The organism is Amycolatopsis vastitatis (genome assembly GCF_002234595.1).
Lineage (GTDB): Bacteria > Actinomycetota > Actinomycetes > Mycobacteriales > Pseudonocardiaceae > Amycolatopsis > Amycolatopsis vastitatis.
Genome location: NZ_NMUL01000023.1, coordinates 256,368 through 274,873, shown reverse-complemented (window position 1 = coordinate 274,873; position 18,506 = coordinate 256,368). Strand labels below are relative to the sequence as shown.

The following is an 18,506-nucleotide window of genomic DNA, read 5'->3' as shown; positions in this document are numbered from 1 at the left end:
CGGCAAGTCCAGCGACGGCGGCAGCGACGAGCCGTCTGCTCTGCGACCCCATGGGACGCACCTCCCAGGTGACAACGTTGTCAGAAGCTGACTGGTCAAAGCTTTTCACATCGGCCTGCATTTGAGAAGGCGTCAACCAGGTCAAGCCGTTGTCAAGGACAAGCCACAGGTGGTTCCCCGGTCGGCTGGTCAGCCGTCAGCAGTTCATGGCCGTCCCAGGTGAAGCGAGCCGTCGTCACGGCATCGTCGCCATCGGAGCCGGTGATCAGCTGATGGATGCCGATGCCGCTCAGCTCCGAGTACACGCACCACTCGTGGTCGGACGTCAGCATCAGGTCGAGGTCGAGGGCCGACAGCAGGGCGAACACCTGCCCGCGGTTGGTGGTGTCGACCCCGACGAAGACCTCGTCGAGCAGGATGACGCGAGGGGCCTCCGGGGCAGCCTGGTAGTGCGCGGCCACGGCGGCGAACAACGGCAGGTGCAGCGCGATCGCCTTTTCCCCACCCGACAGGGCACCGTGCAGCTTGCGGGTCAGCAGCTTCCAGCCTTCGCCGTTGGCGCGATCGACCTTGACGACGAACTGGTGCCATGCCGTGTAGTCGAAGACCTGGGCGAGCTGCTGTTCCCAGCTCGTCGCGGTGTCGTCCGCCTTGGCCTGTTCGATCCGATCCCGGAAGAACCGGTGCAGAGACTCTCGTTCCGAGTCGTTCAACCCCGCCGGATCCTTGAGCAGGAGGTCGCGTGCCGCTTTGGTGCCGGTCGGCAGGTCCGGCGCCACCTGCCAGACCAACCGGACCGCCACTTTGGACGCCGTTCGCACCCGCTCCAGACGTGCGTTCATCCCGTCGACGAGCTCGTTCGCCTGCCTGATCCGCGCGGCCAGGTGCCGCCGGGTGTCGCCCGTGAGGGTTTGGTCGAAGAGCTGCCGCTCGCGCTCGGTGATCTCGTGGCGGCTCTGTTCGGCTTCCGTTCGGAGGATGTTCAACAGTTCCGCCGCGCCGACCCGGATGCCGTCGACCACCGCGGTGAAGACCTGCACGTCGTCGTCTGTCTCGAGGTCGAGGTCGGCCCGCGACTTCAACGTTTCGCGGCAGGAATGGACGGACTCGGAAAGCCGGTGCAGCGCGTCCCCGATGTTGGCCGGCGAGTGGGGGACGGCCGGCCAGGCCGCCGCGACCAGACGGGCCGCCTCCAGTGCGGCGCGGACGCCGTCCGAGGACGCTAGTGTGGCATCGAAAGCGGCCCGGTCGTTGATTCCGCTGTCGGCGGTGAAGACACCGGTGGCCAGCCGGCGGAACCGGTGCGCCGCGGCGTCGCGGCGTGCCGCTGCCAGCGTGTGGGCTTCGGCGTCCGTTTCGTGGCGAACCCTGAACTCACCCAGCTGCGTGGCGAGGTCCCTGATCGAGAGCGTGATCGCCCGCTGGGCCGCGTCGAGTTCTCGCAACTTGGTTCGCAAAGTCTCGATTTCGCCGAGCACTTCGCGGTAGTCGACGCCGAAAGTGCTGTCCACGGCTTCGAGAGTGGCAGCCCAGCGTTCGTGTTCTCCGGCTGCTCTCGCGGCGTCTTCCCCCCGCTCGGAGGCGATCTCCGCCGAACGCCGCGCCTGTTCGGCGGTGGAGGCGGCCACCTGCCGGAAGCCGACCAGCCTGGCGTGCGCTTCCAACCAGCCGTCGGCCTGGCCCCGGTACGAGGCGATGGCAGTGGCGAGGTTCCCGAGTGCCGTGCGATCGGTCGGCACGCTGTGCTCGGCAGCGATGCCGGTCAGTTCGTGGAGCGCGCGTGCCACCTCCCGGTCGCGCCTGGTGACCTCGGCAACCCGATCCCGGACGAACTGCTCGGCGGCCGCACGAGCCGATTCAAGGCGTAAGACGGTCTCCGTGGCAGCTGCCACCGCGTCGTGGCGGGGGCGTGCCGCACGTTCATGGGCGATTACCTCGCGACGCGTCCGCAACGCGGTCAGCTCTTCGCCGAGCGAGGTCACCAAGCCGTCGTATTCGGCGACCGAGGCCGTCAGTTCGTCGATACGACGCTGCCGGGCTCGCTGGCGTGCCAGCGTGCCGACGTAGGAAGCCTGCTCCTTTTCCCAGCTTCCGCTGAGCGAGCCCAGCCGCCATGACCCATCGGCACCGATGGCCGCAGGGGTGCCCTCAGGCAGCTCTTCGCCGAAGGCGATCGACTTCAACAGCCGTTCGACGGTGCCGGGCTCGACGCCTGAGTGCCGTTCGGCCACCAGAACCTCGTCGAGAGAACGACCTGCCACCGGGAGGAGAGCGTCGGAATCCGCGAAGACGTCGTGGCCGTCGACTTCGCCACGCGGACCGACCCACGCGTCCAGGAGGCCGCTTCCTTCGAGCGCCGCCTCGACCGCCGTTGCCGTCCGAGCCGGCGTCCCGACGGCGAAGTCGATGAGTCGCCACAGTGGTGCACCGGTCATGGCGGTGCGGTCGGCCGTCCGGGTCGGTGGGGCGGCGGGCGGCAAGTCTTGTTCGGTGCGGAGCCGGTCGAGAACGACGAGCAAATCGGCGCGCTCGCGTCGCGCAGCCGCCAGCGCTGAACCGGCTGTCGTCTCCTGACGGGTGATGTCCTCCAGGATCGGCGTTGTGATCGCGTCGACCGTCGCGAGCACCGCCGGCTCCGATTCCAGCTGAGCCAGCAGGCTTTCGGGATCGGGGAAGGTCAGCTCGCGACAGTCGGCAACCCAAGCCAGCAGTTCGTCTCCCAACGCGGTCAAGGCGGTTTCGCGTTCGGCGACCGCGGCCGTGAGCAGGTCCTGGGCCTCGGCAAGCCGGGACCTGGCCGTCTCCAGGTCGGTTTCCGCCTGCGTTCGCCGGTCCACGGCACGCTCGTGGCTGTCGAGCGCTTTTCCGACCGCCTCAAGCTGACCTTCCCGGCTCCTCACGGCCGCGGTGAGCAAGGTGCGGGCAGCATTCGTCTCGGCTTCCAGCTGGGCCGCGACCTCCTCGTGCACGCTGACCAAGCCGGCCCGAGCAGCGGCGTTGCGCGTCTCGAGCTCTTGGACGCGAACGGCTTCGGCCTGCTGGACCACGGTCTGGGCGGCCGCCTGCCGGGCCAGCTCATCCTCGTCCGCGGCGGCTCGCTTGTTCGCCGCATCCCGGCCGAGCCGCTCCGCGTCGGCCTTCGCGCCGGCCGTCCGGCTGCGCAAGCGGTCCAGCTCTTGACCTTGCTTGTATTCCTCACTTTCCATCAGCCCCGTCTTGCGCGCTTCGGTGGTGCTGCTTTCTCCGGCGAGCTCCTCGGCGCGGCGCTCGGCTTCCTCCTTCCGGAGGGCGGTGGCCTCATAGCGTTCCGCCGAGTCACGGGCGGCCTTGGCCAGGTTGTCCAGCTCGGTGGTCGCCGAAATCAATGTCGCGGCGCCGGCCCGCAGGACGCGCTGCGCATAGGTCCGCTGGCGCGCGGCCAGCGTCCCGGTCGCGGCGACCTCGTCCTCGAGCGCTTTGAGCCGGTCTCGTTGCGCGTCGAGCCGTTCGAAGCCTTCGGCGAGCTCGGTGATTTCCTGCTGCCCCAACGGGGGCAACGCCCGGGAGAGCAGGCTGGACAGGAGACTGGGGTCCAGCCGCTGCGACAGCTTCGGCATGCGCAGCTGGAGCAGAGCCATGATCAACGCGTCGAAGCGTTGCTCGTTCAACCCCGGGAACAGCGTCGTACGGACCTCGGCGCGGTACTCGCCCGCGTTGCCGTGGATGACACCTTCCGTCCCGAGGCGCTCCTCCAGCACGCTTTTCGTCAGCGGCTGGCCTGCTTCGTTGACGAGGGAGAGCCCGTCGGGACCGATGCGCAGGCTGGTGGTGAAGTAGTCCGGGTGGACGGTGTTCGTGTGGGAACTCGCCTGCAACCGGGCGCCGCACGTGAACCACCGCTCCGGCTCGCCGGGGAAGCGGAACTCGAGCCAGACGTAGCCCACCCGGGTCGTGCCGGTGGCACCTTCGCCCATGAGGTTCCAGTGCATGGTGCGTTCACCGGTGCCGAACGTCGAGAGCCGGTTCGCGCGCAGACTCGCGTCGAACAGGAACGGCAGCAGCAACTCCAGGGCCTTCGACTTCCCGCTTCCGTTGGGCCCGCGCAGCAGCAAGCGCCCTTCGTGGAATTCGAACACCTCGTCGTAGTAGCGCCAGACGTTGAGAATCCCGGCGCGGGCCGGCACCCATCGCACGGGGCGTGCCGTGGGTTCTTCGGTGGCATGGCGCGGAAGTTCGGTCACCGTCATGGCGTCGCCTCTCCAGGGTCGGTGGTCCGGGCGTCGCGCACCGCGTAGCGGGCCGCGGCCGGCAGCGGCCTGACCAAGCCGCCTTCCTGCTGAACCAGCCCGAACGCCGCCAAGATCCCGAGGGCGTCGGCGGCAAGCTGGCGCGGACCGTCTTCGTCCCGGTACGACTTCGCCCAGCGGGGGAACCGGTCGAGCAAGGCCGCCGCTTCGATCTCGAGCTGCTCCACTGTGGACGGAGTGGACAAGGATTCGAGCAGGAGCAGCGCCGCCACCTTGGCATTACCGGTGTCATCCGGGAAGCGGCTGTCGGTCGCCAGCCCGTCGACATCGACGAAAAGAACTCCTTCGGCGCGTTCTTCGAGGACGAAGCCGGCTTGGTCCGCGGCCCGGCGTAGCAGCTGCCGCCCGCTCGGCGAGGCGAGGTAGGCGCGTTCGTCGGCGCTGAGGTCGTCGAAGTAGAGCACGGGATCGTCGACGAGCCGGCGGAACACCGAATGCCGGAGCCACAGGTTCCGCTGGACGTCCGACCTGGTCGCGGTTTCGTCGTGAGCGCCGGACGCAAGACCGTAGCGACGCTCGCGCGACACAGCGGCGAGCAGCTCGTCGAAGTGCAGCGCCACGTCGTCGATCGGCACGCCCAGCTGCGAAGCCCCGACGGGCGCGGCCAGGAGCCGGAGCAGCAGCGTCGCGTCGATTCGGTAGAGGACCTTCGCCTCCGCCGAATCCACGTAGGCCTCGGTCGTCCCGTCGACGACCTCGACCACACCGTACGACTCCAGCAGGCGCAGGACGTCGACGAACGCCATGCGTTCGCCGCGGGCGGCCGTGTCGAAAGCCGGCACGACGTCGTCCGCCGAGGTCGCGCGGCCGACCCGATCGGCCAGCAGCCCGATCGTGGTCACCGGCACGGAGAGCAGTTCGGCGGCGACGACGCACAGCAGCGCGTAGCGGCGGCGGTCGAACGGGGCCCGCCCGGACCGCAGGCGCCGGGCGGGCCGGGTCGGGTCCGTGACGGTCCGCACCTTGACCAGCCGGGCGTAGCCGAGCCGCGGTTCGACGGTCAGAGTCCAGCCGCAGTAGTAGTCGAACCACTTCCGGATCGGTTCTCTTCGGCGCCTGACGAGGTCGAACGCCTCCGGCTGACCGCGTTCGATGATCAACGGGGTCGCGAGCAGCCGGCGGATGCCGTGCGCGACCTCGTCGCGTTCGGCGGTCACCAGCTGGTTGTTCAGCTTGCTCACGGGCGGCCTCCGGCGGTCCGCCGCTCGGACCGCTGACCGGCCGTCCGGATCTCGACCTCGTAGTCCGGCCCGCGGAACTGCCCTCGGGGAGTGGTCAGCGTGGCCGTCGAGCCGTCCCGCGGCGCTCGGAGAACGATCTCGATCCGGCCGTCGGAAGTCATGCTCCGCCGGCTGCCGGCGCGGCCGGGGGCGGCGCCCAGCGCACGCCCCAGCAGATCCAGGAGCCGTTCGAACACGCCTTGGTCGAGCGTGCCGAACGAGGACAGCCGGACCGCGCCGCCGGTGTCGAGCATGTCCCACGCCGCCTCCAGTTCCGCACGCTCCGCCCGTGCCTGCTCGGCTCTGGCCGCGCGCACGGCCGCGACGTCACGGACTTTGCCCGTGCGGCTGAATCGCTCGGTGCGGCCGCTGGTCCTGAGCAGCGGTGAGACCTCGACCGGCGGAGCCGCCGCCCACGGTGACGTCGAACTGATCAGCTCGGGGTCCGGATGAGCCAGGTGAGCGTGGCGGGCGGAGCTGAGCCCGAAGACCGTCGACCACAACCGGTGGAGGTCGTCCTGGGCGGGAACCACCGTGAACCACCGTGCCAGCTCACGAAAGTCGGCGACGGCGCTGCTCGCCCGCCGCCGCGACTCCGTGATCCGGTCGAGCACCTGGAGCAGGGCGATGATCGCCTTCCGGGCCACGATGTGCAGCTGCTCGACCCGCGGCCGGGAGTCGTCGACGGGCAGGAACCAGGTGCGCAGGCCCGCCCATTTCGCACGCCGGTGTTCGAGCCAAGCCGGCCCCGGATCGATGGACGTCAGCTGGGGGAGATCGGCACCGGCCAAGGCGCGCACCTGCATCAGGCCGACGCCGTGTTCCTCGACCTGCCGGATGCGGACCGTGATCGTGTGTGCCCGGTGCTCGAGGTTGGTGAGGAATTCCTGGAGGTAGGCAACCGTGCTCGCCTTGACCTCGTGGAACGTCGTGAGGTTGGCGCCATCGACGCGCAGCAGCCGTTGCAGCTCGCCGTTGAACTGTTTCGTGTTGCCGCGCAACGCTTCGAGGTGAGCCTCGAGCTCGAGGAGTGCGGTGAAGATTCGCCGGTTGGTCCCCCGTTCCAGTTCCAGGACCAGATCACCGAGCCGGTCCGCGATCGCGTCGAGGACTGCGGTCTGCAGCGCACCGGTGGCGGCCAGGACGTTCATGGCGTGCACGACGCCCGCGAAGGCGGCTTCGCCTTGGCGGGTCAGGGAGTACTGCAGGTTACGGCGTTCGTACTCACCGGCGGTGCGGTAATCCTCGGAGTGGTTCTGGACCACGTCGACGAGTTTCCAGTCGTGGAGCTGGTTCAGCCGTCGGGTGAGTTCGTCGTCGTCGACCGCTTCGAGCCAGCCGATCGAACGAAGCCAGGCTCGCACGTCGTCCAGGCCCAAGGCGGTCTCGAGCCGTTCGTTCGCCTCACCGAAGGCATGCAGGATCGAGACGTCGAGCCCGGCTCGATCCCCGCTGGTGAAGCGGAACATCTCGGGCGGGACACGGATCGGATCCATGCTGCCTCCCAATGGTCTGCGGCCACGTTACGGGAGGGCACCGACAGTTCTTGAACCCCGGACTTCGTGACCACGGTTTGTCACCTTGTTGTCCGCTCGGCGATTTCATCCAGAAGAGCCATTGCCAGCCGCTCCTCGGGAACCGTCGTGCCGGCTTCGGTGAGATGCCCGGCCAGCTGCGGATCCCATGGCACCTCGGTGACCCGGCCGACAAACGGCCCATCGGCCACGGCGGCGAGGTAGTCGGCGCTGCTCATCCGCCACGGCACGGCACCGGTCCTCGCCACGACGTTGGCGGCGATCCTCAGCCCTTCGCCGTCGAAGTCGCCGTGGTAGTGCAGCGTCGAACCGGCTTCGCGGAGCCGGTTGAGCAGGAGGATGCCGGCGCTGCTCGGCCACCCCGACGTGCACACCAGCGGCGGGCAGCGAGCGCCGAACCGGTCGAGCGCCACGGCGGGCACGCTGGGGTTCTCGAAGACCCACACCTCCGGTGGCGCGCCGGCCGTCCGCGTCGTGGCCCGGAGCTGCTGCAAAGTCAGCGTCGCCGCCAAACCGGCGTCCGCGCACAGGCCGAGGATGCCGCTGACGACGTCGTCACCGGTGGTCCGGAGCCCGGCGGCGAGGACGGTGGAGGAAAGCTGGTCATCGGCGATCCCGGCCCGTTCCCACAAGGCCCGGCGCTCGGGGGCGTCGGCCGGCGGCGGGACGTCGTAGATCGCGACCAGGGCTTTCAGGACGAGGTTGGCGCAGCGTTTGCCCTCGTCCAGGGCGTGGGTGTCGCCGAGCACGTCGTCCGCGAACGAAGGCAGCGGCTGCCCGGCGGCTGGTAGTTCGGCGAGCACCTTCAGGACTTTCCCGAGTTCTTCCTTCGTCCGGTCGACGGACCCGTCGACGAGCCCGGCCCGCCGGACACCGGCGACCCAGTGGGTCAAAGCGGGCTGGGCCACGACGACCGGGTGGCCGGCGAGCCAGTCCCAGAGTTCTGCTCGCCGTTCGGCGGCTTCGCGACGCTCGGCAGCGCGGTCGCCGATCGGACCGACCAGTTGCGTGACGACATAGCGTACGTCGCGGCCGGTTCGTTCCAGCAGGAGTTCGTCGAGCTTGGCAAGAGCGATTTCGACGTGGTCGCCAGGCAGCCGATCGGAGCCGAGCAGGTCGGCAATGGCGTTCCGCTGGTCGAGATCAAGCGGCCCGACCCTGACCCGGCTGACCGGCAAGCCGGTCGACAGTCGCGCGTGCACGGCCTGCCAGAGCGGCATCAAGGCGGACGGCAGTTCCACGACGCCCCAGCATATCCGGCGCTGCGGCATCGCTCGACTTCCCTCCGGCTCGGGTGGCGATGCCCTCGGTGCCGGGCTCGCCCGCGGATACCGGCGTTCGGGATCTTGCTTGGCGTGACGGTGTCTGGGCGTGACTTGAGACGGTCGTGAGCTGTCGGTATCCGTTGGACGATGGAGCCATGGACGACGACATTCCACGAGGCAGCAGCAGGGCGCGGCGACTCAAGCACACCTACAACATCACAGAGAGCACGTGGGATCAGATCCTCGCTGACCAGGGGCACCAGTGTGCGCTCTGCGGCACGGACTCTCCGGGCAGCAAGGGATGGATGGTCGATCACGATCACACTTGCTGCCGTGGAATTCGATCATGTGGAGCGTGTATCCGCGGCATCCTTTGCGGCCACTGCAACAGCGGCCTTGGACACTTTCGAGACAGTCCTGATCGTCTCAGGAAAGCCATCGACTACATGGACCGGGGAACGAACACCGTACCGGCCGCGTTCCCGGCAGCAGCGCACGCTCGGACGCCGCAAGTCTCGCGGCCGCCGCGAGACTTGCGAGCCGATATTACGAACTACTTGGCAAGCAGTCCTGCGGCGGGTGTCCGCGATGTCGCGCGGGCGGTCGGCTGTGCCCCTTCGACAGCGAGCGAACATGTACGTTTCGCTCGTGCCATTGAACCTGCGGCCATTCCGAATTGGCGAGGGGGCGAGAAGACGCCGTACAAGGGTCTGCGCCGCACGACTTCCGGCACTACGTCGCCGGAGTGCTCGATGATGCCGGGCTGACCGCTCGCGAGATCGCCGACTACCTCGGCCACGAGCGCATCGGCACAACGCAAGAGGACTACGTGGAACGCGGCGCCGTGGGGGAGGACGTCGGTGCGGCGCTGGCTGAGCGACCGAAATCGGGTTTCCCAAGCAAGAGGGGTAGCCAAGGCGGGCCTGACGCGAAGCACTTGGCTATCACCCCGACCAGGGTTTGTGCCCCCGGCAGGATTCGAACCTGCGACACCCGCTTTAGGAGAGCGGTGCTCTATCCCCTGAGCTACGAGGGCTTGCCATCCTCGGACAGGTTACCCGACAGGCTGTACGGGGACGGCAGTGGCCGCAGGCAACGGAGCGAGGGCTGCTACCTTGAGTAAGAGCTCATCGCTCAAAGTGATGAATCCCTTGAGGGACTGGCGTCGCTTTCGAGTGAAACTGACGCCAATAGTGGGGCCATGGGTGGCCTTCGGGGTCGGTCCAGGGTTCCGTCGTTACTGTCTTCGGCAGCCGATAGGGCGGGACCCCGGGGTGCGCACGTACTACGACCAGGACGACTGCAGAGGCTACGAAGCGGCCTAGGGCCTGTCCTCAAGCCAAGATGAGCAGTGTGGCGAGGTCGATCATACTTCGGTAGGAGGTGGCGGTCTTGTCGAATCGGTTGGCGATGGCGCGGAACTGTTTGAGCCGGTTGCCTCGTTGGTCCCGGCGTTCGGGGATGGTTGCCGGGATGTGCCGTCGGCGCAGGTAGGAGCGGATGGCGCGGCGGGAATAGCCCTTGTCCGCCAGCACCCGGTTCGGCCGGGTCGCCCGGCGCCCGAGACCCGGCCGGTGGAACTCGATCCCCGTCATGACTTGGGTGAGCTGGGTGCAGTCGTCGACGTTGCCGCCGGTCAGGAGCACCGACAGGGGCCGTCCGTGGCCGTCGCAGGCGAGATGGATCTTGGTGGTGGGTCCGCCGCGGACCGGCCGATGGCATGATCACCTGGTTCGCTGTGGTCGCCGGACGCCGCGGTTTCCCCCTGTGTGGGATGCGGCGGGCGCCGGCGGCGTGCTGATGCGCCCGCACGATGCTGGAGTCGACCGAGACCTCGCGGTCGAGTTCGTCGATCGCGTCGGCGACCACACGGACTTGCGCCACCAAGGCCGACAGGGTGCCGGTGCGTGACCAGCGCCAAAACCGGTTGTAGACCGTCTTCCACGGCCCGTACCAGGTGCCTCATCTACTTTGGGGACAGGCCCTAGGATCTCCTGGTTCGGCGCTTCGCCACCTGGGCTGTCGCCCGAGGCGATCAGGTCGACACGTAGGCCGTGGTCTTCGCGCTCCGGTTCCGGCGAGCTTCGGTTCACGGACCGCGGCATTGGTCCATGACCTCCTGCTGAGCTACGCGCTCCGCAACCTGTCGGTTACCGCCGCCGAGGCCGTGCTCGTGCCCGAAACGCTGCGGCTGTTCCTCTGGTACCTCCACGGAACCGGGTTGGCCGACCCCGCGGATGAGCGACTGTCCGGCCTCGAAGGTGCCGTCGCCAAGGCAGCCGCCGAATTCCCGGCCGCGATGGTTGGCCAACGAAATTTCGGCCTGGGCAAACTCTGGGTGGTGACCGCTGTCCGGAGCGGGTCGACCCTTCTGACCGGCCTGCGATCAACGCTCCCTTCGCCGACGTCGGCGAAGGGCGACACAGCTACGACGCCGAACTCCTCGCGGGAATTGCCGCTCGGCATGTGGAGGAGCAGACCGGATGGACACTTCCGCAGCTGCCGGTGTCGTTGCCCGCCGAGTCGGAACTGATGGAGGCCGCGAAACGCTCGGCGCTAGTGATCAAGCTGCGGAAGTCGTCGAGTGGGTGGGTGACGGTCGTGCGATGACCGCTATCGACACCCCTCAAACTCGCCGATGCCCGCGAGCTGGTGTCGTCGCTGGACACCGGCGACATGCTTGAGTGGGATCTTGGTGGCAAGGTCCAGCACATCCGTGCCGGCGCCGACCTGCGCACCTCGCCGTACTGTTCGAGCTCGCCAAACGTGCGCGGATCGTGCGAGTGGTCAAGGCAAGCTGGTTCGCCGCGCCCTGGTCGGGGAACGCTCCCGCGCTGTGGACGGCGGTGTTCGATGCGCTTCCCGGGACCGGCCTGCTCGTCAAGCAAAGGCTGGGTGGCCGGTTACGCCATCCTCTTCGACCACAGTCTCGACCTCATCCTGCCGGAGGTGCTCAACACCATGCGACAGCATGCCGGGAGCCGATGCCTGTCGTCAGGCTCGTTGAAAGCGCTTGGCTGGCGTGCGTCGAAAACACCTACGTCGATCTCGGACCGTTGATCGAGCAGATCTGGCGGGAGGGGTTCGTGAGTGAGTTCCACCGGTTGCTCGGCACGCTGGCCGGTTTCGGCGCGGTCGAGCCGACCGGGGACAGCCGAATCCGGAGTACGCCAGGGATCTGGCGCCGGAGAACCTCGAGCTTCCGCCGGACATCCAAGGGGGCTGCGAGACGCCCTCGACGCCCCGTCGCTCGACCACGCCGCTGGCGATCCGGGCGGTCCGGGCGTGGCTGCTGCGAGAGGGTCGGGTCGCGCCACTGGTGGGTGAGCTGGTCACCCCTGCTCCCACCGCCACGCTGGGCGTGGTCACGGAACACTTGACCGAGTAGACGGCCGCGGTGGAGGTCGCTGGTTGGCTGGCCGCTCGCGGTGGCCGGAATGCGGCGCTGCCCCTGCTGCTTGACGCCGTCCACCAGTCTCCATTCCGCATCCGGGCGTCCATGATGCTCGCCATCCTCGCCGGCTCCTTGCTGGACGGCGACGCGGTGTTGCACAGTCTGCGCGCGATCCGGCGTTGGGTTCCATTGCGACTCAGCTGCTGGTTGAGCGTGGCGCGCTGGCTCTGGAGAACCTCGATGAACGCGAGGGCTTGCTCGGCATGGCCGAGCAGTTTCTCGTCGTGCTGGAGGTGGCCGGACCGGTGGGGCTCGCGGAGTGGGGCGAAGTGTTCAAGCGGGTCAAGTCGACCAACGTTCACCCGCTGAGCGGTCTGAACCGAGCTTCACGGACGAAGGACAAGGGCAAGAAGCGCCGAAACTAACGTCGGCGTGCAGGCAGCGGACATGAAGTCTCGACGGCCTGCCGTTGTCTGAAAAAAATTCATCTGGGTAACGTGTTGCACTGGGCGCGCCGAAGCCGACATAGAGCGAGCAGGACTGATCAAGCATCGCGCGGGGAGGACCAGTGCCGGGAAACGCGGACGTCGTGGCAGGGCGATTCAGGCTGCTTGCCCCGCTCGGCAGAGGCAACATGGGCGAGGTTCACCGAGCCGAAGACACGCAAGCCGGCGGCACCGGCGATCGCGAAGTCGCGGTCAAGCTCATCCTCCGGAGCCTGTCTGGCTCGGCTATCGCCCCCTCCGTTGTCGACAAAGCGACCGAGCGGTTCGCACGTGAAATTCGGATCATGCGGAAGCTGAGTCACGCCAACCTCCCGCGTCTCATCGACGGCGGCGTGGACTCCACCGGCCTGCCGTATCTGGCGATGGAACTGCTCGACGGGCGCACACTCGCCGACCTCGCCGGCGAACGACCGCAGTTGCCGGTCTCGTGGGTGGCCGCGCTCGGGGGGCAGATCGCGGACGGCCTGGCCGCGGCGCACGCGGAGGACGTCGTCCATCGTGACCTCAAACCGGCGAACGTCATGCTGCTGCCCGGCGGAGGGGTCAAGGTTCTCGACTTCGGCATGGGCCGGCTGATTGAAAGTGGCGAGGACGACCGGATCACCAGCACCGGTGTCACCGTCGGCACGGCCCGTTACATGGCGCCCGAGCAGTTCCAGGCCTCCGCGGTGGGTCAGGCTGCCGACCTTTACGGGCTCGGGTGCCTGCTGTACGAACTGCTCGTCGGGACCCCGCCGTTCGCTGGCACGTCCGCGCACGAGCTCGGGCAGAAGCATCTGGACGAGACACCTCCTTCGGTCAAGGTCATCCGCAAGGACGTGCCGGACGAGCTGGCCCGGCTGATCGGCAGGCTTCTGGAGAAGAAGCCCGCCGATCGGCCTGAAGACGCAGTTGCTGTGCGTGACGAGCTCGTGCGCCTGGTCACCGGCTCGGCGGCAGTGCCGGGCTGGGACGACTTCAATCCCATCTCGGGGTTTCAGCGAGCCCAGCCGGTCACGCTCGCGGCGGGGCCGGTCTCCCGTCCGACGACCTCGGGGATGGACGTCTTCGCGGTGCACCGGAAGCTCATCAAGGACTACCGCGAATTCACCGAGGGCGGGACAGTCATCCGCGACGGCCAGATCAAGGGTTACGTCGAAAAGACCCTCAACGACAAATCCCAGTGGCCCGATCCCTGGCTCTCGTTGAACCCGTTCTTCGCGACGGGCGGAACGCTTCTCGAGTTGACGGGCTCCAGCGTGCTGCACGAGGAGTGCGCCCGGATCTTCCAAGCCGGCAAAACCCCCGAGGGCACGGTTTGTGACGGCCGGCCACTCACTCTCCACCGGCACCAGCGGGAGGCGATCGACGTCGCCCAGTCCGGCGAGTCCTACGTGTTGACGACAGGCACCGGGTCGGGGAAGTCGCTTTCGTACATCGTGCCGATCGTCGATCGGGTGCTCAAGGAGCGTGAACGCGAGGGGCCGAAGGCCCGCAAACGTGTGCGCGCGATCATCGTGTATCCCATGAACGCGCTGGCCAACAGTCAGCTGAAGGAGCTCGACAAATTCCTTCTCGACGGGTACGGCAAGGGCCACGAACCCGTCACCTATGCGCGTTACACGGGTCAGGAGAACGACGAACGGCGTAAGGAGATCCGCGACAATCCGCCGGACATCCTGCTCACCAACTACGTGATGCTCGAGCTCATGCTGACCCGGCCCGACGACCGGCGCTCGCTGATCCGGATGGCCAAAGGTCTGGAATTCCTGGTGTTCGACGAGCTGCACACATATCGCGGCCGTCAGGGCGCTGACGTCGCGCTGCTGATCCGCCGGGTCCGGCAGGCGTGCGAGGCCGAGCGCCTGCAATGCGTGGGCACCTCCGCGACGATGTCCAGCGAGGACACCGTCGCGGATCAGAAGAACGTCGTCGCGACGGTCGCGAGCACTCTGTTCGGTGTCGAAGTCAGTCCGGAACACGTGATCGGTGAGACCCTCGTGCGTGCCACCGAAGAGACCCCCACGTCGGTTCCGGCTGACCGGTTGCGCCTCCAGAGCGCCCCACGGGCTTATGCCGATCTAGTGGCGGATCCGCTGGCACGGTGGATAGAGACTCGCTTCGGCCTCGCGACCGACGAATCGGGCCGGCTGGTGCGGAGCAAGCCCGCGAAGATCGAGAAAGCCGCGGAGGAGCTGGCAGCGGCAAGCGGGGTGGACGAAAAGAGGTGCCGTGACGCGATCAGGGAAACGTTGAGGGCTGGTTCCGAGGCGCGGCACCCGAATACCGAGCGTCCGCTGTTCGCCTTCCGGCTGCACCAGTTCCTGTCCAAGGGTGACACCGTCTACGTCACTTTGGAGGACAAGGAAACTCGCCACTTGACCCGGGACTACCAGCGCGTCCAACCAGGCTCGGACGGCAAGGTGCTGCTGCCGATCGCGTTCTGCCGCGAATGCGGCCAGGAGTACCTGACCGTGTGGCGCAAGGAGACTCGCGACGGTGGCTTTTGCTACGAACCTCGCCGGGACACGGCCGCGAGCGGTGGCCGCGCCGGTGACGGCTACCTCTACATCGACGCCGAACGTCCGTGGCCGGCCCATGCCAAGGAAGCCGTCGCCGATCGCCGGCTGCCCGATTCCTGGTTGACCTTCGACGACCAGGGCGAGGAGGTCGTCCGGGACTCGTACGTGCCCCGGCTGCCCGTCGCCGTCACCGTCGATCCCTACGGCAACGAAGGAGCCGGCGAGCTGGCCGCGGCGTTCATCCCGGCGCCGTTCTTGTTCTGCCTGCACTGCAGTGTCAGCTACGAGCAGACCCGCGGCAAGGACTTCGCGAAGCTCGCGACCCTCGACCAGGAGGGTCGTTCATCGGCGACGTCGCTGGTTTCGACTTCGATCGTGCGTTCGCTCAAGGAGATCCCCGCCGAGGCGCTGGACAAGAAGGCGCGCAAGCTGCTCACATTCGTCGACAACCGGCAGGACGCCTCCCTGCAGGCGGGGCACTTCAACGACTTCGTGCAGATCACGCAGCTGCGGTCCGCGCTGTACCGTGCGGTTTCCGACGCGGGCGAGGACGGCATCCTGCACGAGGAGCTCGCCCCGCGGGTCGCGGCCGCACTGGGCCTGGCGGTCACGGACTACATGGGCAAGGCGGGCCTGTCGCCTACGCAGCAGCGCAACGCGGCCAAGACCCTGCAGGACGTGATCGCCTTCCGCCTCTACACCGATCTGCAGCGCGGCTGGCGGATCACCATGCCCAACCTCGAGCAGACCGGTCTGCTGGAAATCCATTACGCGGATCTCGACTGGCTGGCCGAAGAGAAGGATCGCTGGACCACGGCGCACCAGAGCTTGCAAGACGCCGATCCCAAGCAGCGCACGGAGATCATGCACGTGCTGTTGGATCACTTGCGTCGGGGGCTCGCCATCGACGTCCAGTACTTCCGGGAGGACTTCGACACCCTGCAACGTGCCAGCGAGGAACGCCTGGTCGACCCGTGGGTGCTGGCCTCGCCGGGCGACCGCCCGCAGGTGGGTATCGCCTACCCTCAGGGTTCCCGGCCGGGAATGGATCGCACCGCGCTATTCGTTTCCGGGCGCGGTAAGTTCGGCAAATACCTGCGCCGGGCGCATTTCAAGGACCTCTCGGCCGAGGATTCGCAGCAAGTCATCGCCGATTTGCTCAAGGTGCTGGCGGACGCAGGTCTGGTGACCGAGGTCCAGGCGGTGCCGCAGCGTGCTCGCCGGTTCCAGCGCGCGGCCGATTCGACCGTCACCGGGTATCGCGTCGCGGCGTCGAGTCTCATCTGGAAGGCCGGGACCGGCGAAACGGGCGCTCGTGATCCGCTGACCCGGACCTACGCCAGCGGTGACGGTCCGCGGGTGAACACCTTCTTCCGTGACTTGTACAAGAGTGCCGCGGGTGCGCTCGGCGGGCTGGCCGCGCGGGAACACACCGCGCAGGTCGCCCCGGCGGACCGAGAAAAGCGGGAAGATGAGTTCCGCAAGGGTGACCTCAAGCTGCTCTATTGCTCTCCGACGATGGAACTCGGCGTTGACATCGCCGAACTCAACGCGGTGATGATGCGGAACGTGCCGCCGACGCCGGCCAACTACGCGCAGCGCAGCGGCCGGGCGGGCCGATCCGGTCAGCCGGCACTGGTCACGACCTACTGCGCCACCGGTAACAGTCACGACCAGTACTACTTCCGGCGGTCGGACCGGATGGTCTCCGGGATCATCACCCGCCCACGCCTGGACCTGACCAACGAGGACCTGGTGCGGTCGCACGTCCAGGCGATCTGGCTGGCCGAGATCGATCTCAAGCTCGGCAACACCGTCCCGCACCTCATCGATATCAGCCACGACGAGAGTGCTCGCATCCCCCAGCCCGAGCTGCCGCTTCTCGACAACGTCGACCGGGCCCGCCTGGATCCCGGCGCACAGCGACGGGCGGCAGCTGCCGCCCGGGAGATCTTCGGCGAGCTGATCACGGACTTCGCGGACACCACGTGGTGGGAGGACGGGTGGCTGGAGAAGACCGTTCGCGGCGCCGCCGAGGAGTTCGACCGCAGCTTCGGGCGCTGGCGCAAGCTTTACACGGCCGCGCTCCAGGACCAGGCCGAGCAGAACCGCCGGGTCCTGGACCACACGTTGTCCAAACGCGACCAGGACATCGCGGTCGGCCGTCGGCGGGAGGCCGAAACCCAGCTGAAACTGCTCAAGAACGAGAGCGTGGACAGCAACTCGGTGCTCTCCGACTTCAACCCCTACCGCTATCTCGCCAGCGAGGGTTTCCTACCCGGCTATTCCTTCCCCCGGCTACCGCTGGCCGCCTACATCCCGACGTCCGCGCGGCGCTTCGGCGACGGCGACTACCTGCAGCGGCCGCGGTTCCTCGCCATCCGCGAGTTCGGACCCGGGGCGCTGATCTACCACGAGGGCGCCCGGTATCAGGTCACTCGCATCCAACTCCCGCCGGATGCCACCGGCGACGTGGTCACCACCACCGCGCAACGGTGCCCGGCCTGCGGCTATCACCACGAGGAACGGGACAACGCGGACAAGTGCAAGATGTGCAATGAACAGCTGCGTGAGAAGACGGTCGGGCTGCTGCAGCTGCACACGGTCTACACCCGCAAGCGTGAGCGGATCTCATCCGACGAGGAAGAGCGGCGGCGTGCCGGGTTCCGGCTCGTAACGTCCTACCGGTTTCACGACCACGGCGCCCGGCCCGGTCGTCGTGACGCCGACATCGCCGACAGCGCAGGCAAGATCGCCACTGTGACCTACGGCGACTCGGCGACGGTGCGGATCACCAACGTCGGCCGCATCCGCGTGAAGGAGAACGAGCCGGACGGCTTCTGGCTCGACCCGGCCGACGGTCGCTGGATGAACGAGCGCGACGCCGCTGACGCGTCCGGTGATTCGAGTGAACTGCCGGTCGTCGACGCGGACGGCAACGAGTCGCGCCGCAAGAAGCGGGTGCTGCCCTACGTCGAGGATCGCCGCAACATCCTCGTGGTGAAGCTGGCCGGCCCGCTCGAAGAACCGGTCGCGCTTTCCCTTATGTACGCGCTGGAGCGCGGGATCGAAGCTGCGTTCGAGCTGGAGGACTCGGAGCTGACAAGCGAGTTGTTGCCGCCTGACGACGGACCCCGCGACAGGCTGCTGTTCACCGAAGCGGCTGAGGGTGGCGCCGGTGTCCTGCGGCTCATCGAGTCTGAAAAGGACGCACTGCGCAAGGCTGCGGCCGTCGCGCTCGACATCTGCCACTTCGAGCCGGACGGCACTGACCGCGGCGGTCCGAGTCCCGAGCGCCAGTGCGCTCGCGGCTGCTACGAGTGCCTGCTCACTTACGGGAACCAGGGGAATCATGGGGTGATCGACCGGCACACGATCCGCGACCTGCTGGTGCGGCTGGCCGGTGCGGACGCCGAGTCGACGGGCCGCGGCGAAAGCCGCAGCGAGCAGCAGATCCGGATTGCCGGGCAGGTCGAGACCAATCTGGAACGCCAGTTCATAGCCTGGCTCAAGGAACACGGCCTCCGCATGCCGGACGAGACCCAGACGTTCGAACTCGGCGCGTTGGCCCGGCCCGACTTCACCTACCGCTTCGCGGGCGGGCCGGTCGCGGTCTTCCTCGACGGCCCGGTGCACGACGATGCCGTCGTCGCCGAGCGTGACAGCGAAGCGCAGGAGCGGCTGTACGACCAGGGCTGGGATGTCGTGCGGTTCCGGCACGACGACGACTGGGCGGCGATCGCCAAGAGGTACCAGAGTGTTTTCGGCACCGGCGTGGGAATTTGAGCGACGAAAGAGA

Annotated in this window: 7 protein-coding genes, 1 tRNA gene and 1 pseudogene; 3 read left to right on the top strand and 6 right to left on the bottom strand. The window is 67.8% G+C overall.

Annotation, left to right across the window (positions count from 1 at the left end):
* Positions 1–152: 152 nt before the first annotated feature.
* The 4 genes from CF165_RS24015 to CF165_RS24000 all read right to left on the bottom strand — a co-directional run bounded on the left by CF165_RS24015 (position 153) and on the right by CF165_RS24000 (position 8,282).
* Positions 153–4,226, bottom strand: a complete 4,074-nt coding sequence (locus CF165_RS24015) for a TIGR02680 family protein (protein WP_093949792.1) — start codon at positions 4,224–4,226, stop codon at positions 153–155.
* Positions 4,223–5,467, bottom strand: a complete 1,245-nt coding sequence (locus CF165_RS24010; RefSeq protein WP_093949791.1) for a TIGR02678 family protein — start codon at positions 5,465–5,467, stop codon at positions 4,223–4,225. Before CF165_RS24010 ends, CF165_RS24015 begins: the two co-directional genes overlap by 4 nt.
* Entirely contained in the window at positions 5,464–7,002 is a 1,539-nt protein-coding gene (locus CF165_RS24005; RefSeq protein WP_093949790.1) for a TIGR02677 family protein, read from the bottom strand. Before CF165_RS24005 ends, CF165_RS24010 begins: the two co-directional genes overlap by 4 nt.
* Positions 7,003–7,082: 80 nt before the next feature.
* Positions 7,083–8,282: a TIGR02679 family protein gene (locus CF165_RS24000; protein ID WP_240521755.1), complete on the bottom strand. Its 1,200-nt coding sequence runs from the start codon at positions 8,280–8,282 to the stop codon at positions 7,083–7,085.
* A 179-nt stretch (positions 8,283–8,461) separates the two neighbouring features.
* Between CF165_RS24000 and CF165_RS53825 the strand changes: the two genes are divergently transcribed.
* Complete coding sequence (locus CF165_RS53825; protein WP_093949789.1) at positions 8,462–9,073, top strand: endonuclease VII domain-containing protein; 612 nt, start codon at positions 8,462–8,464, stop codon at positions 9,071–9,073.
* A 196-nt stretch (positions 9,074–9,269) separates the two neighbouring features.
* Here the strand turns inward: CF165_RS53825 and CF165_RS23985 are convergent.
* Both CF165_RS23985 and CF165_RS54100 read right to left on the bottom strand, forming a co-directional pair.
* A tRNA-Arg gene (locus CF165_RS23985) sits at positions 9,270–9,342 on the bottom strand.
* Positions 9,343–9,640: 298 nt separating this feature from the next.
* Positions 9,641–10,259, bottom strand: a pseudogene (locus CF165_RS54100) (IS5 family transposase); the annotation flags it as partial.
* Positions 10,260–11,879: 1,620 nt separating this feature from the next.
* Between CF165_RS54100 and CF165_RS50365 the strand changes: the two are divergent.
* A complete protein-coding gene (locus CF165_RS50365; RefSeq protein WP_143268653.1) occupies positions 11,880–12,125 on the top strand; it encodes a hypothetical protein in 246 nt (81 codons plus the stop codon).
* 209 nt (positions 12,126–12,334) lie between these two features.
* The gene (locus tag CF165_RS23975) at positions 12,335–18,493 is read left to right on the top strand and encodes a protein kinase domain-containing protein (RefSeq protein WP_205660951.1); all 6,159 of its coding nucleotides are present in this window, start codon (positions 12,335–12,337) and stop codon (positions 18,491–18,493) included.
* Positions 18,494–18,506: the final 13 nt, after the last annotated feature.